The 15,668-nt window shown below is 62.7% G+C and carries 15 protein-coding genes; 9 read left to right on the top strand and 6 right to left on the bottom strand.

Going from position 1 to position 15,668, the window contains the following annotated elements; all coding sequences use genetic code 11:
* The first annotated feature begins 30 nt into the window (after positions 1–30).
* The 5 genes from AC066S_RS12120 to fabI all read left to right on the top strand — a co-directional run bounded on the left by AC066S_RS12120 (position 31) and on the right by fabI (position 6,403).
* Positions 31–1,122 (top strand): AI-2E family transporter, encoded by a 1,092-nt coding sequence (locus AC066S_RS12120; RefSeq protein ID WP_164718880.1) that lies wholly within the window; start codon positions 31–33, stop codon positions 1,120–1,122.
* Positions 1,123–1,186: 64 nt separating this feature from the next.
* A complete protein-coding gene (locus AC066S_RS12115; RefSeq protein WP_135170425.1) occupies positions 1,187–3,406 on the top strand; it encodes a DUF3141 domain-containing protein in 2,220 nt (739 codons plus the stop codon).
* Between the two features lie 29 nt (positions 3,407–3,435).
* The gene (locus AC066S_RS12110) at positions 3,436–4,398 is read left to right on the top strand and encodes a phosphate acetyltransferase (RefSeq protein WP_126259986.1); all 963 of its coding nucleotides are present in this window, start codon (positions 3,436–3,438) and stop codon (positions 4,396–4,398) included.
* Positions 4,399–4,403: 5 nt separating this feature from the next.
* On the top strand, positions 4,404–5,618 hold the full coding sequence (locus AC066S_RS12105; protein ID WP_135170426.1) for an acetate/propionate family kinase: 1,215 nt from the start codon (positions 4,404–4,406) through the stop codon (positions 5,616–5,618).
* The gene (gene fabI, locus AC066S_RS12100; protein ID WP_126259982.1) at positions 5,615–6,403 is read left to right on the top strand and encodes an enoyl-ACP reductase FabI; all 789 of its coding nucleotides are present in this window, start codon (positions 5,615–5,617) and stop codon (positions 6,401–6,403) included. Before AC066S_RS12105 ends, fabI begins: the two co-directional genes overlap by 4 nt.
* A gap of 187 nt (positions 6,404–6,590) precedes the next feature.
* Here fabI and AC066S_RS12095 read toward each other — a convergent pair whose 3' ends face one another.
* From AC066S_RS12095 to AC066S_RS12075, 5 genes are all read right to left on the bottom strand, one after another.
* Complete coding sequence (locus AC066S_RS12095) at positions 6,591–7,049, bottom strand: MaoC family dehydratase (RefSeq protein WP_126259980.1); 459 nt, start codon at positions 7,047–7,049, stop codon at positions 6,591–6,593.
* Positions 7,050–7,062: 13 nt separating this feature from the next.
* Entirely contained in the window at positions 7,063–7,713 is a 651-nt protein-coding gene (locus tag AC066S_RS12090; protein WP_135170427.1) for a 3-oxoacid CoA-transferase subunit B, read from the bottom strand.
* A 4-nt stretch (positions 7,714–7,717) separates the two neighbouring features.
* Positions 7,718–8,365: a CoA transferase subunit A gene (locus AC066S_RS12085; protein ID WP_126259976.1), complete on the bottom strand. Its 648-nt coding sequence runs from the start codon at positions 8,363–8,365 to the stop codon at positions 7,718–7,720.
* Between the two features lie 81 nt (positions 8,366–8,446).
* A complete protein-coding gene (locus AC066S_RS12080) occupies positions 8,447–9,055 on the bottom strand; it encodes a hypothetical protein (protein ID WP_478269760.1) in 609 nt (202 codons plus the stop codon).
* Entirely contained in the window at positions 9,052–9,978 is a 927-nt protein-coding gene (locus AC066S_RS12075; RefSeq protein ID WP_478269759.1) for an alpha/beta fold hydrolase, read from the bottom strand. Before AC066S_RS12075 ends, AC066S_RS12080 begins: the two co-directional genes overlap by 4 nt.
* A gap of 132 nt (positions 9,979–10,110) precedes the next feature.
* Here AC066S_RS12075 and AC066S_RS12070 point away from each other — a divergent pair, with 132 nt between their 5' ends.
* The 4 genes from AC066S_RS12070 to AC066S_RS12055 all read left to right on the top strand — a co-directional run bounded on the left by AC066S_RS12070 (position 10,111) and on the right by AC066S_RS12055 (position 14,818).
* Positions 10,111–12,618, top strand: a complete 2,508-nt coding sequence (locus AC066S_RS12070) for an alpha/beta hydrolase (RefSeq protein WP_478269758.1) — start codon at positions 10,111–10,113, stop codon at positions 12,616–12,618.
* A 9-nt stretch (positions 12,619–12,627) separates the two neighbouring features.
* Entirely contained in the window at positions 12,628–13,491 is an 864-nt protein-coding gene (locus AC066S_RS12065) for an alpha/beta fold hydrolase (RefSeq protein ID WP_478269757.1), read from the top strand.
* A 138-nt stretch (positions 13,492–13,629) separates the two neighbouring features.
* Positions 13,630–14,136, top strand: coding sequence for a potassium channel family protein (locus AC066S_RS12060; RefSeq protein ID WP_126259966.1), 507 nt, complete (start codon positions 13,630–13,632; stop codon positions 14,134–14,136).
* A complete protein-coding gene (locus AC066S_RS12055; RefSeq protein WP_135170433.1) occupies positions 14,129–14,818 on the top strand; it encodes a MarC family protein in 690 nt (229 codons plus the stop codon). The genes AC066S_RS12060 and AC066S_RS12055 overlap by 8 nt, the downstream gene beginning before the upstream one ends.
* A gap of 12 nt (positions 14,819–14,830) precedes the next feature.
* Here the strand turns inward: AC066S_RS12055 and AC066S_RS12050 are convergent, their stop codons facing one another.
* A complete protein-coding gene (locus AC066S_RS12050; protein ID WP_126259962.1) occupies positions 14,831–15,511 on the bottom strand; it encodes a helix-turn-helix domain-containing protein in 681 nt (226 codons plus the stop codon).
* Between the last annotated feature and the right edge of the window lie 157 nt (positions 15,512–15,668).

Below are 15,668 nucleotides of genomic sequence, written 5' to 3'. Positions count from 1 at the left end.
CAGCATGCGCGGCTACCGCTGAGGGCACCCGTGAAGACACTTCGCCAGCTTCTCACCGGAGAGGACGTGATCCAGCTGGTGATCCGGCTCGGCTTACTCGCGCTGTTGATCTTCTGGACGTTCTACCTGATCCGCCCGTTCGTGACGATTCTGGTCTGGGCCCTCGTGCTCGCGGTCGCGCTCAATCCAGCCTTCGTCCTGCTCGCCAAGCTCCTGGGCGGCCGCCCGAAGCTCGCGGCGACTATTCTCACGGCGGCCAGTTTCGCCGTCGTCATCGGGCCGGCGGCCTGGCTCGGCCTCGGCGCGGCGGACGGGATCAAGGATTTTGCAGCCCAATTGGCGGTCGGCGAACTGGCGGTTCCGTCGCCGCCCGAGGCGATCAAGAGCTGGCCCCTGATCGGCACGCAGTTTTACGAGCTCTGGGATCAGGCCTCGACCAATCTGCGACCGGTTCTGCAAATGATCGCGCCGTATCTCAAGCCATTCGCCGGCACGCTGCTTGGTCTTGCAGGCGATGCCGGCGTAGGCACGATCAAGTTTCTGCTCTCGGTCGCGGTCGCCGGCTTCATCTTTCCCTATGGGGCGCAGCTGGTCGCGGCAGGCAGGGGCTTTCTGTCGCGGATCGTACCCGAGCAGAGCGAGCACTTTCTGGATCTGGCAGGCGCCACCATTCGGGCGGTAGCGCAAGGCGTGATCGGCATAGCCGTCATCCAGGCGCTGCTGGCCGGTATCGGTTTCAAGTTGGCGGGCATCCCGATCGCCGGCCTGTTGGCGCTCGTGGTGCTGCTTCTCTCGATTGTCCAGATCGGCGCCGCCCCCGTCATGCTCCCGGTCATCATATGGATATGGACCGACAAGGACGTCTCCACGGCCGTGCTACTGACGTTGTTCCTCGGCGCAGTCAGCATTCTCGACAACATATTGAAGCCCATGGTGATGGGGCGAGGCCTGACGACGCCGACGCTCGTCATCCTCATCGGCGTCATCGGCGGCACCCTGGGCCACGGGATCATCGGTCTTTTCATCGGACCGATCATCCTGTCGGTGGCCTGGGAACTTGCGGTGGCCTGGATCGGGACCGACCGCACCAGCCCGGCGCGGCATGCAGTCCCCGAACGTTGACCTAAATCAACGTCGGCCGTCCCCGAGCGCCTTGGATCAAGCCGCGCGGTGATGAGGTCCGAAAATGTCGATGGAAATCCCAAGCCTGCCCGGCGGCCCGCTGTCCGGGGTCGTTGCCTCCGCTGTCGAATACATGGTCGATGCAGGCCAGCGCAGCGTGCTGTTTCTCGACATCATGCGCCAGCGCGGCGACCAGTACCGCGAGCACGTCTCGCAGACCGCGCCGCATGTGCTGCAATATGCTGCCGAATTGATCATGGACGGCCGCAAGCTCGACGAGCCCGTCAACTACGCGCTGGTGCGCATCATCCCGCCGGCGGGGGTGGAACTCGATCTTGAGCGCCGCCCGTTCATCGTGGTCGATCCGCGCGCCGGCCACGGTCCGGGCATCGGCGGCTTCAAGGCGGACAGCGAAATCGGCGTCGCGATGAAGGCCGGGCATCCCTGCTATTTCGTCGGCTTCCTGCCGGAGCCGATGCCGGGACAGACCATCGAGCGGATCGCTCGAGCTGAAGCGCTGTTCGTGGAGAAAGTCATCAGCCTGCATCCGCAGGCCGACGGCAAGCCGTGCGTGATCGGCAATTGCCAGGCCGGCTGGGCCGTCATGATCCTAGCCTCGCTACGTCCGGAATTGTTCGGTCCGCTGATCATTGCCGGGGCCCCGCTCGCTTACTGGGCCGGCGTGCACGGAAAATACCCGATGCGCTATGCCGGTGGCCTGCTTGGTGGAAGCTGGCTGACGGCGCTGACCAGCGATCTTGGCGCCGGCAAGTTCGACGGCGCGTGGCTGGTGCAGAACTTCGAGAGCCAGAATCCCTCGAATACGCTCTGGACCAAGCAATACAACGTCTATTCCAAGGTCGACACCGAAGCCGACCGCTACCTGGAGTTCGAACGCTGGTGGGGCGGGCACGTCAATCTCAACGCCGAGGAGATCCAGTTCATCGTCGACGAGCTCTTCGTCGGCAACAATCTCGCGGCGGGCAAGATCGAGATGTCCGACGGCCGCAAGGTGGATTTGCGCAACATCAGGTCGCCGATCCTGGTGTTTTGCTCCAAGGGCGACAACGTCACGCCGCCGCAGCAAGCGCTGCACTGGATCCTCGATTGCTATGCCGACGTCGATGAGATCAGGGCTTACGGGCAGACCATCGTCTACACGGTTCACGAGAGCATCGGGCACCTCGGCATTTTCGTCTCCGGCGGTGTCGCGAAGAAAGAGCATGCCGAATTCTCCAGCAATATTGACCTGATCGACGTGCTGCCGCCGGGGCTCTACGAGGCGACGTTCGAAGCCAAGGGCGAGGAGACCACGAGTTCGGATCTCGTCGTCGGCCAATGGGTCATGCGCTGCGAGGCGCGCACGCTCGACGACATCCGCGCCATGGGCGGCAATTCGCCCGAGGACGAGCGACGCTTCGCGGCTGCCAAGCGCGTTTCGGAACTCAATCTTGCTGCCTACCAGAAATTCGTCCAGCCCTGGATCAAGAGCATGACGACCCCGCAATTGGCCGAAGCGATGCGCAATCTGCATCCGCTGCGCCTCCAGTATGAAGCGCTCAGCAGCCAGAATCCCTGGATGGCGATGGTGAAGTCCGCGGCAGAGGGGGTCGAGGAGAACCGCAAGCCTGTCGCGAAGGACAATCCGTTCCTGGCGTTCCAGGAGCAGATGTCCAAGCAGATCGTGCACGTGCTGGACAGCTGGCGCGACTCGCAGGAGGCGCTCAGCGAAGCGATCTTCCTCAACGTCTACGGTTCGCCTCTCTTGCAGGCGGCTGTCGGGGTCGATCCGACGTCCGAGCCATCACGCCGGCGGGAGATGTCGCCCGAACACCGCGCCATGCTCAAGCAGCGGATCGCCGAATTGAAGGCGAAAATCGGTGAGGGCGGACTCCGCGAAGCGGCCTTGCGTGCGCTGCTTTACGTGGGCTCGGCGCGAGGCATGGTCGACGAGCGCAGCATCGAGGCCTTGCGCCAGGTTCGCCGCGAACATGGCGGCGCGCGTTTGACGCTTGCCGAGTTCAAAACGCTGGTGCGCGAGCAGTTCTTCATGCTGCTGCTGGATAGGGACGCAACGCTGGCCGCGATTCCCAAGCTGCTGCCCGACGACTTGAATCAAAGGCGCGCAGCGTTTGCCGCCATCCGCGAGGTGCTGTCGGCCAGCGAGGCGATTTCCGGAGAACGTGCGGACCGCCTGAAGCGCATTGCCGATCTGTTCGGCGTGGATTCGGGAGAGACAACGTCGAACGTTGCCCCTTTCGACCCCAAGGCGAGGGCGTCCTGACGCATATTGGAAGGATGGAGGGCGACATCATGTCAGCCGATACGAGACCGGCACAGTCTCCTAGCAAATATGATCGGCTGATCGCGGCAGCCAGGGCGACATCGCCCGCCCCGACCATCGTGGTGCATCCGTGCGACGAGACCTCGCTCCGCGGCGCGGTCGAGAGCGCCCAGGCTGGGATCATCGCGCCGGTGCTGGTCGGGCCCGCTAGCAAGATCAGGGAGACGGCCGCGAGGTTCAGCGTCGATATCTCCGGATACGAGATCGTCGATGCCGCGCACAGCGACGCCGCGGCAGCGAAGGGCGTCGAACTCATTCATGCCGCCAGAGGCGAATTGCTGATGAAAGGCAGCCTGCACACCGACGAGTTGATGCGCGCCGTCACGGCGAAGGTCGGCGGCCTGCGCACCGATCGGCGCATCAGCCATGTGTTCGTCATGGACGTGCCAGCCTATGCCGAGACCATCTTCGTGACGGACGCGGCCATCAACATCTTCCCGGATCTCGATGCCAAGCGCGATATCATCCAGAACGCAATCGACCTCTACACGCAGACCGGCTTCGGAAAGCTGCCTCGGATTGCCATCCTCTCCGCCGTCGAGACCGTCACTTCCAAGATTCCGTCGACCATCGAGGCTGCGGCGCTCTGCAAGATGGCCGATCGCGGCCAGATTACCGGCGGACTGCTCGACGGTCCGCTGGCCTTCGACAATGCGATCGATCCGGAGGCGGCGCGCATCAAGGGCATCAAGTCGGACGTTGCGGGGAGGGCCCAGATCCTGGTTGTCCCCGATCTCGAGGCCGGCAACATGCTGGCGAAGAACCTCGCCTATTTTGCCAAGGCGGATGGTGCGGGTATCGTGCTCGGCGCCCGGGTGCCGGTTGTTCTGACCTCGCGCGCCGACTCGCCACGTGCACGAATGGCCTCCTGCGCGGTCGCCGCGCTTTACGCCAACGCGAGACGACTGAAAACGCCAACGATTGCCGCGTGATCGCCATGGATACGATCCTTGTCGTCAACGCCGGCTCATCGAGTGTGAAGTTCCAGGTCTATTCGGTCGAGGGCGAAGGCACTCTTCGCCGTCAGATCAAAGGCCAGATGGATGGCATCGGCACCCGGCCGCGCCTGCGGGCCAGTGGTGCAAACGGCGATTCGCGGGCCGACCGCTGCTATCCGATCGAGGCGGTGGCAAACGTTCCGGCCGCGATGGAGGTCGCGGGCGATTGGCTGCGGAACGAGATGCAGGTCAATCCGCTTGCAGTCGGGCATCGCGTCGTGCACGGCGGCGCGGAGTTCGACCGGCCGGTGTTGATCGATCATGGCGTGGTGGCACGTCTCGATCGCCTGGTCCCGCTGGCACCGCTGCATCAGCCGCATAATCTGGCTCCAGTCCGCTCGATCCTCGTCAACTTTCCGAAGCTGCCCCAGGTCGCCTGCTTCGATACGGCGTTTCATCGCACGCATAGCGCGGTCGCGGACCATTACGCGATCCCGCATCAGCTTCATTCGGAAGGCGTGCGGCGGTACGGTTTCCACGGGCTTTCCTACGAATATATCTCGAAAACGCTGCCCCAGATTGCCCCTGAGATCGCGACCAGGCGGATCATTGTCGCCCATCTCGGCAGCGGCGCATCGATGTGTGCCATCAAGGGCGGACAGAGTGTCGAAAGCACCATGGGATTCACCGCGCTGGATGGGCTTCCGATGGGGACGCGGCCCGGCCAGCTCGATCCCGGCGTCGTGCTTTACCTGATGTCGGAGAAGGGGCTGTCCGCCGCGAAGGTCCAGGATTTTCTCTATCGCGATTGCGGGTTGAAAGGCTTGTCCGGCATCAGCAACGACATGCGCGAGCTCGAAGCCAGCGACAGCTTCAACGCAAAACTGGCGATCGATTGTTTCGTCTATCGGATCGGGCTCAATGCCGGCATGCTCGCCGCCGCCCTGCAGGGCCTGGATGCCTTCGTTTTCACCGCCGGCATTGGCGAGAACTCCGCCGGCATCCGCGCGCGCGTTGTGGAGCACCTCGGCTGGTTCGGCGTTACGCTCGATGCAGCCGAGAATGCGCGTCACGCCCGACTGATATCGCGTCCCGACAGTGCCATTCCCGTCTACGTCGTGCCGACGGACGAGGAATTGATGATTGCGCAGCACACGCTGGCGCTCCTGATGAACGGCAAATCGCACGATTCCAGAACCAAGAGGGTGTCATGATTCCCGTTTTCCCGGACAGCAAGGTTGCCCTCAAGGGCAAGAAGGGCCTCGTCGTCGGTATCGCCAATGATCAGTCGATCGCGTGGGGATGCGCCAGGGCGTTCCGCGCTCTCGGCGCCGAGGTCGCGGTGACTTATCTGAACGATCGGGCCAAAAAGCACGTCGAGCCCTTGGCGCAGGCGCTGGAGGCTCCGATCTTCATGCCGATGGACGTGATGGTCGAGGGGCAGACTGAGGCGGTATTCGAGCGCATCGAGAAGGAATGGGGGCAACTCGATTTCCTGCTGCACTCGATCGCCTTCTCGCCGAAGGAAGCATTGCACGGCCGTGTCGTCGACGTCGGCCGCGACGGCTTCCTCAAGACAATGGACGTCTCATGCTGGTCGTTCATGCGGATGGCACATCTTGCCGAGCCACTCATGAAGAATGGCGGAACGATGTTCACCATGACCTATTACGGCAGCCAGATGGTCGTGAAGAACTACAACGTGATGGGCGTAGCCAAGGCCGCTCTTGAAGCCGCCGTCCGCTACATCGCAGCCGAGCTTGGTCCGAAGGGCATCCGTGTCCACGCGATCTCCCCGGGGCCGCTCGCCACGCGTGCCGCGTCGGGAATCCCCGAGTTTGACGATCTGATGGACAAGGCACAGTCCACCGCGCCGACCCGCAGCCTCGTCAGCATCGAAGATGTCGGTAATGCCACGGCGTTCCTCGCACTCGACGGCGCCAAGCTGATCACCGGCGGCGTGCTCTACGTCGACGGCGGCTATCACATCATCGATTGAGGCGCGGAGCGCGGACTTGTTGCTGTCGCGTCCGGCAGTCTCGGAGACGAGGGACTGATCATGCCACCTATGTCGGTGTTTTGCCCGACGGAGCAACCGTCTTTCTGGCTGACTGTCGCCGACCGACAAAACGTAATGACTTCAAGCCCCAGCCTACTGTGCATGGGGTTGTTTTCGCCTTTTTTTGCTAGCGATAGTGCAGGGCGATCAGCTCGGCGACGCAAGCGGGCTTCTTGCCGCCCTCGATCTCGATCACGAGATGGTAGTTCACACGCAAGCCGTCCGGCGGCACGTCCTCGGTCTCCGCCACGGTGACGCGGCCACGCAGCTTTGACCCCGCCGGCACCGGCGCGAGATATCTGATCCGGTCCGCGCCGTAGTTGAGCGTGTTGCGCAGCCCCTTCAGACCGATGACCGAGCGGATGAAGAGCGGCGCGAGCGCCAGCGAGAGCAGGCCGTGGGCGATGGTCTTGCCGCCGGGCATCTCCTTGGCCGCGCGCTCCTGGTCGACGTGGATCCACTGTTCGTCGCAGGTCGCTTGCGCGAACTGGTTGATCCGGTCCTGCGTCACCTCAACCCAGTCGCTGGCTCCGATCTCAGTGCCGACGGCCGATTTGATCTCGTTGAAGTCGCCGAATATCCGCATGATCGTGGCCTCGTCAGAGCTTCATTTCCGCAACGTTGTCGGGTACGACGAGCTCGGCCTCCGTTACCGCCAGGACCTCGCCGACGCTGACGCCGGGCGCGGTCTCCAGCAGGGTGGCCCTGCCCTCGGGGAAACCGATCACGGCCATGTCGGTCACGACCAGGTCGACCTGCCGTGCTGACGTCAGGGGCAGATTGCATTGCTTGACGATCTTCGATTTGCCCTTGGCGGCGTGCTGCATGGCGACGATCACCCGCTTGGCGCCAGTGACGAGGTCCATCGCGCCGCCCATGCCCGGCACCATCTTGCCGGGAATCATCCAATTGGCGAGATGGCCGTGTGCGTCGACCTGAAGCCCGCCGAGCACGGTAACGTCGACGTGGCCGCCGCGGATCAACCCGAACGACATCGCGCTGTCGAACACCGAAGCCCCCGGCAGTGCGCTGATCGGGCGGCCGCCGGCATCGGTCAGTGTCGGATGCGCCATGCCTTGCTCCGGAATCGGACCGGTGCCGATGAGGCCGTTCTCCGACTGAAAGAACACCTTCAACTCGGCGGGCACGTAGTTCGCAACCAGCGTCGGAATGCCGATGCCGAGATTGACGAGGTCGCCGCTCTTCAGCTCCTTGGCGACGCGGCGGGCGATGACGATCTGCGGATCCATGATGTCACCCGTTCGCAATGAGGTAGTCGACGAGCGGTGCAGGCGTCACGACGTGGTCGGGTGCGATGACGCCGACGGGCACAATGTGCTCCGCCGTCACGATCACGGTGTCGGCGGCCATCGCCATGATCGGGTTGAAGTTGCGCGACGTCAGCGCATAGGCGAGGTTGCCAAGGTAATCCGCGAGAAAGGCGTGCACCAGCGCGAACTGGGCTCGCAATGCGGTCTCGAGCAGGAACGGCTTGCCGTCGACCTCGATCTGGCGCTTGCCCTCTGCAACCAGGGTGCCGACGCCCGTCGGTGTCAGGATGCCACCCAGGCCGCATCCGCCGGCGCGAATGCGTTCGACGAAGGTTCCTTGCGGCACGAGATCGACGGCGATCTGGTTCGTCAGCATCTGCTGCTGCGCTTTCGGATTTAGGCCGATATGGGTCGCGGTCAATCGGGAGACCAGCGAAGCCTCGAACAGCTTGCCGACACCTTTACCTGGCGTCGCTGCGTCGTTGGAAATCAGGGACAGCCCGGTCTTATGCTGCCGGACCATCTCGTCGAGCAGTCGCTCCGGCGTTCCGACGCCCATGAACCCGCCCACCATGACGGTCGCGCCCGATGGGATCATGGCAACGGCTTCTTCGATGGAGACGGCCTTCATGATTGAAACTCCGGTCGGGGCGTGTCGAAGGCGGCGGTGCGGGAATGTTGGTCGGCGGTTGCTTCGGTCCTTTGATCTGCGTCAACGCTCCGCATCATTCGTGAACGTGATACCGACGCTTTCCAGCGCTTCCCGCCAGAGCTTGCGCACGGCGGCGTGGCGCTTTTCGAGCGCCGCGCTCACGGCATCGCGCAAGGGCACCAGCTCGGGACCTTTCAGGAACAAGATTTGGCCCTGCAGCAGCCGGCCGCTCTCGAATTCGATGCGGCGCAGCGCCATGACGAAGGGGTCGTCGGCCTTGGCGTTCACTGGCAAAAGAGCCGCCGGCCGGATGCCGGCATGAATCGCGTGCGCGAGCGTCGCGAGGTGGATCGCGCCTGCAAGAGAACGGTCTGCAACGCCGTCGATCGGTGCGGGAAGCCAGGCGGTCTCCCAGGATGCAACCATATAACCCAGGGCAAGATCAGGCACCCATGCCGTCGCGCGCATCAGAAGCGAGACGATCTCGGCCTCACGGTAGAGCTGTGCGTTCAGTTCAGTCTGCCAGGCGGTGTCGAGCTTCAAGGGCAGAGTGAATGCGAACTGGCGCGCCAGCGCCCCATGGGCCGAGATCAGGAAGGCCGCGACGCGCGTCTGCTGGTTCGCCGGCACGCGGCCCTCGGAATCGAGCGGGCCGAAAAATCCGCTCATGTCGCCGTCCTCTGAACGGGGATCGCGCGCAGATGATCGTAGCCGGCCGGGAACGGCGTAAGCTCGCCGCCCGGGTCTTCCGGGGCGATCCAGACTGCCTTGTTGCCCTGCCAGTGCCCGGCCAGCACGTTCTCGGCGAAGCGTGCCAGCAGGTCGGCCGTGAGTGCGCCTCTTTCAAGCGTAAACGCATGATACGCCTTCGGAATGATCACCAATGCGCTGTCCGGAATTTCAACCCTGAGCGTTTCATGCAGAGGCCGCGGCGTCAGGAAGTCGAACTCGCCGTTGAGGATCATGGTCGGGACGTAGATCGACGAGAGCTGCGGCGTCAGTGGCTGAAAGTCGAGGAAAGATTCCATCAGGTTCTGAAGCGCGTAGACGTCGTTGACGAGCCAGCCCTGCCGCTTGACGCTGTCGAGCTTGTCCAGGAGCGGCGTCAACCATTGGTCGGACAGGTTCATGGGCAGCAGCAGATCCTGGAGATAGCCGGTGCCGCCGAGAATCAGTCCGGTGCGCAAAGCATTGCCGATCAGCAGCAATTGCGGCGAGAGTTCCGCAAAGCAGCTCATGGGCACCAGGCCGGACAGACGCTTGCCATGCGCGATGGCATAGCGCAGCGCGATCAGGCCGCCGAAGCTGATGCCACTGAGGAAGACCGGTCCGTCGCCCAGTTCGTCGATAAGGAGACGAAGTGCCGTAACCTGGTCATCCTGGTTGATGAAGAGGGCAGGCTTGTCGGATCCGCCTTGCCCCAGCAGGTCGAATGTCGCAACGCGAAAATGTCGGGCCACGAGTGCATCGCGGTAGGCGGCCCACAACTCGGCATACTGGGTCAGGCCGTTGACGAGGACGTAGGTGGGCGCGCCGGCCGGCCCTTCCAGCTCATAGCGTATCCGATATGAGCCATGATCGAGGAAAGGCATTGGGACGACCAGCCAGATATTCTGTCGCGCTATCCTCGATCCTCGGAAGAGGATTCCATTGAGTTAGATCAAGCCTCCCCATGTCGCCCCACCTAGCGTTTTCGCAAGAAACATCATCGGGAGGGATACGTCATGTCCGGGAGAGGCGCTCTGAGGCATTGCCTCGTCACCCTCGTTTTGCTGCTGGTCGGCACGGCCCTAGCCGTTGCCCAGCCCTTCACGCGGCGCTCGTCGCAGATGCAGCACGATGGTTTGAAGAAGTCCTACGAGATCTCCAACTTCCGCCTCGGGGGAAAGTACGATCTCACCAATCCGTCCAAATGGGAGAGCGGCGGTGAAGGCGGCGTCACGCTGGAATCGCTCGGCGGCGGTAAGCTGCGGACCGGCTACATCGCGATCGGCAATGCACGCCGCAACGCCGCCGGCGAGATCACCAATGCGATCGTCATCAACTCCTATTATTCGGGCGACTCCACCGACATGTACGAGCAGTGGGTCAAGGGCGCACCGCTCTCGGGCGGCGTGCCGATCATTGGCCCGGGCCGGCCGATCGATACCGACCGCTATTACGTGATCATGGTCGATCCGCTGGGTACGTGGGGCGCAAGCAAGCCGTCCGACGGCCTCGGCATCAAGTTCCCGCAGTACAGCTATTACGACATGGTGCAGGCCAACTACCGCCTGCTGCGCGACGAGCTGAAGGTTGCGCGCGTCGCGCTGGTGACCGGCGTGTCCATGGGTGGCACGCAGACCTATGTCTGGGGCGTCATGCATCCGGAATACATCAACGCGCTGATGCCTATCGGCGGCACCACGCAGTCGGACGGCGACGACCCCGTCGGCAACTGGACGTTCCAGATGATGACGGCGGCGATCGAATCCGATCCGGTGTGGCAGGCGAGCAAGGGCGATTATTACAAGCTGCCCAAGGAGAAGCATCCGGTCCCCGGCGTGGCGTTCGGCTGGTCAATTCTCGGCATGACGGGGTATGACTTCGCCTACCGCACGAGCCAGAACTGGGCTGCCGTCCAGCCCGAAATTTTCTATTGGGACTCGCCGAACGAGAAGGCCGGCTTGAACGTCACCAATCGTGCCAAGCTCTACGACGCGGTCGATCTCGTCTGGCGCAACCGGGTTGGCGAGACGCACAACGTCAATCCTTATCTCGGCCGCATCCAGGCGCGGACGCTGGTGATGCACATCACCAACGATCTCTGGCTAAACTTCAAGCTGGCCGAGAAGGCTGTCGATCGCGTGCCCGGCGCGGACCTTATCGCGCAGGAAAGCCCGGTCGCCCATTACGGCGTCTTCCCGATCATCAACCAGCGCAAGAACGATCCGAAATTCGTCGCCTTCATGGACGACGTCGCAGCGCTCGATCGTGCACAAAAGTTCGTCGACAAGAACTATCGCGTGCCTGGAGTGGCCGAGAAGATCGACCCGAGCAAGTCCTTCTGGAAGGACTTCGTGACCTATCCCTATCCGGTGAAATACGCCAACGCGAAGGACAAGAACGGCACCACCTGGCAGATCGGCTACATGGACGAATATGCGGGGACCGACAGGGACCCGAAGACGCTTGTCATCATCCATGGCAAGGGTGCCTTCGGCGGGCATTACGGCAACGTCATGCGGTATGCCCTGCGCAACGGAGTTCGCGTCATCGTGCCCGATCTGCCGCATTACGGCATGTCCGGACCCGGCAATCTCGACAAGAGCCCGGCACGCACCATGCAGGATATGCGCGAGGTCATCTACGACCTCGTGGTCAACCAGCTCGGCGTCAAGAAGGCCTACTACCTCGGCCATTCGCTCGGGGGCCAGTTCGTCATGGGCTACGCCTTGACGTGGCCGGATGCGGTGCAGGGGCTCGCCCTGGAAGCGCCGTCCGGCCTTGAGGAATATCCGCGCGACATCACCATCGCCAAGGACAAGAAGGCGCGCCTGTTCGACGACGCCTTCGGCCGTGACTTCGAGAAGTGGAAGCAGGCCTGGGACCAGACCGGGATCCTGGCCGCCGAGAAGGCGCGGAACGAGCAGAACATCCGCGACTTCTTCTACTTCAAGAAGCGCGACCCCGACACGAACGCCGTGTCCGCGGCCAAGAGCGGCTACTTCTTCGGCGACAGCGAATATGCCCGCTTCCACACCGAGCAGCGCGTCGGGTTGACCAAGGGCAACCCGAAGGAGCTCGAGCAGTGGTGCAACGTCTTCATCTTCGACGTCTACACGATCGGGGCCGAGCTCCAGCAGGATGATCCGAAGAATCTCTACGAGCGGCTAACACAGATCAAGGCGCCGATTTTCCTGGCCTTCGGCGACAAGGAGCCGTTCATCCCGACGCCCGCCTTTAACGGGCTGACGGACCTCGGACGCGACGTCATCACGCCGTTCATGACCCGCATGACCAATGCGGGCAACCGACCGATGCTGAAGGTCTATCCGGAGACAGGTCATTTCATCCACACGGACAATCCGGTCGAATATTCTGCCGACGTGGTGGATTTCGTCACCAAAGGCACCGTGGACACCTCGTCCCCCCTCGGCACCGACCGCATGATCAAGGGAGCCGTGGTCTCGGCCCTGCCGGTGGCGCCGACGCCGCCAGGCGCCGCGCCGACGGCCGGCTTGAACAAATAGGATAGACCGATGCCGAGAGTGCGGGCGGGCGAGGTCCAGCTGGGCTGGCGGGAGTGGGGAGAAGGCGATGTCACCGTCGTCTTCGTCCACGGCAATCTCGCCAGCAAAGACTGGATCGAGCTCGCCGCACCGCTGTTTCCCCTTGATCTCCGCGTCGTGGGGATCGATTGGCGCGGCTGCGGCGACAGCGATCGGCCAACGCCTACGACTGACTATTCCAACTACGCGATGCAGCAGCACGCTGAGGACATGCTGGCGGCGCTTGATGCGCTCGACATTCGGTATTGTCACCTGGCAACCCATTCGACCGGTGGCATCATCGCCGCGCGGATGCTGCTGATGCAGCCGCAGCGGTTCGGCCGCGTCTTCGCGCTCGATCCTGTAACGCCGCTGGGCATGTTATTCAGCGACGACCAGATTGGCGTCTTCCGCGCCATGATGGCAAGCAAGGAGCTGACGCGGACCGTCATGGCCACGGCGGCGTCCTCGCTGTTCGTTCCGGAAAGCATGGCCGCCAACGCAATTCCTCGCTTTCGCGCGGGCCTTGGGGAGTGTCAGGCGCTCTTCGAGCGGATCATCGAGCAGACCTTCGGCGTCTCGGAGGGAGTCTGGATCGGTACGCCGGTCAATCTGACCAAGGAGAAAGCAAGCCGCGAACTGGAGCGGCGCATGGCGGAAATTCGACATCCGCACCTGGTCCTGTGGGGCGAGCGGGACGGCTGGATTCCTCCGGCCGATCTCCGCGTCATGGCCGAGGCGATGCCGGACTGCCGGCTCGTGGTTGTGCCCGGTGTCGGGCACTCGATGAATGTTGAAGTGCCGGCTCTGTATGCCGGCTATTTCGGTGCCTGGTTTGGAGGACTTCGCGCGTAATCACCCAGCTCTGGAAGGAGGCTTGTCATGAACAATGGTCATCAGCCCGAGCCTTGCAGAGCCACGCGCGAGCGATGACCGATCAGGCAAGAACCGTGGGCAAGCCCGCTATGCACGTTTGAAGCCTGGTCGATCCTTATGTTGTTGCAGTTGCTGGTCGGTGGCTCGGTAAGCGTGGTCAATATCGGCCTTCACGCGCTTGTCACGATCGTTGCGGTTGGAATTGCCCGCGGCGCAGGGCTGCGGCGAACCGAGAGACCCAGGCTGCACCTGATGGGCGTGATGATCGCGACGGCTGCGGTGTTGAAGGTTGCGCACACGGTCGAAATCCTGGTGTGGGCTTGGACGTACGGCCTCGTCCGGGCCGCCGCACCCGGCAGCGATCTGCTCTATTTTGCCTTCGTCAACTATACCACGCTCGGCTACGGCGACATCACGCCGGTGCCCGAATGGCGGCTGATGGGTCCATTGACCGCCATGAACGGCGTCCTGCTGTTTGGGTGGTCGGCGGCAATCTTGTTCGAGGTCCTGCGCAAGACACTCGATCACGTCGGACTGATTGACATGCCTGCTTCGGGCTCTCGCCAACCCGATGCACCCATGCTCGGCCGCGGCGCAACAGACGACCCGGGCCCCCATGCCTGAACTCGCAGCATCGCGATGGGTTGCCGACTTCCTGTTCGGCTTTGGGGCGCTGTTTGCAATCATCAATCCGTATGGGCTGGCCTTCATCTTTTTCGACAGAACGAAGGGGCTCTCGGAGAAGGAGCGCGCGAAGCTTGCCTTGCGGGTTGCCTCTTATGCCTTCCTGGTCCTGCTGGTATCGCTGTTTCTCGGCAGCCAGATTCTCAACTTTTTCGGCGTAACCATCCCGGCGCTCCGAATCGCCGGCGGCCTCGTCGTGGCGGCGACCGGTTGGTCCATGCTCCACGCCATGCCGGGCGCAGCGGAGCCTCCCGTGGCTTCGTCGGCGGATCTCGCAACAATGAAACGGATGGCCTTTTTTCCGCTGACGATCCCGCTCACGACCGGCCCGGGGACAATTGCGACGGCGATCGCAATTGGGATAAGCCGGTCCGACAGCCTCGATGCCATGTTCGCATCGTCCATCGTCTCCATGGTTGTCGCGCTCACCGTGACCGCTGCGATCTACCATGCCTACCGGAAATCGAGCGCAATGGCTCGCCTGTTCGGCGAGGAGGGCACGAGCGTCGTGACCAAGCTGTCGGCATTTCTGCTGCTTTGCATCGGTGTCCAGATTATCATCACCGGCGCATCGGAGATCGCGCGCACCATTCTTGATGGAGCGTCGCGCGTTACCCAATAGGTTTTGAAGCGTTCAGGGTTGTAGATCAAGGCTCGCGAGCTGATGACGGTCGAGCAATATGATCTGGCGCTGCGTGTTCCCAACGAAGCCGAGCACTCCGAGTTCGTGCAGATGCGAGATGGCTCGCGACACCGTCTCCAGCGTCAGGCCAAGATAGTCGGCAATATCGCGCCGCGACATTGGCAGCGCCAGCACGCCTGCGGCGGTTAGCCGCTTGTCCATCTCAATCAGGAAAGCGGCGACCCGCTCCAGCGACGTCTTGCGTCCCAGCAGCAGCATGTGATCTTCCGCATGCTGGAGGTTGGTCGTGGTCATGCCGAGAAGGTTCTTGGCAACCATGGCGTCGCTTTCGGCGACCGTCTCCAGGCTCTGCCGTTTGATCAGGAGTACTGTCGTATCGACGACGGCCTCCGTGGTGAAACGGTGCGTCGTGCCGTTCTCAAGCCCGAAAATGTCTCCGGCGAGGTGAAATGCACCGATCTGGCGCCGGCCGTCCGACAGCAACTTATAACTTCGCACGGCACCGGTCTTGACCTGGTAGACGTATTCAGCAGGCTCCTTCTCGCCATAGATCTCTTTGCCCTTTTTGTATGTAATCTCGTTGAGGCGGACAATTGGATCTGAACCGCTGCTCATTCCCAGGGCGCGGAGCGAACTAGGGCGGGGGAGCGGATCGGTCGTGCGTACGAACATGGCCAACTCCTCAACGCCGATCGCGAATTGGTCTTAGTCAGGTATTCCATTATGAGAATTGAGAGGTAATACTCACGCCTCCAGGTTTATCTACGATAAAGGTGAGGTTTCTCACATTGTTCCAACGGACATTGTACCAAAGGACAGGCCGCGCAAT

It is taken from the genome of Bradyrhizobium sp. CFUWI (genome assembly GCF_056429085.1).
The sequence above is the reverse complement of the archived record's forward strand: the minus strand, read 5'-3'. Positions and strand labels throughout refer to the sequence as shown.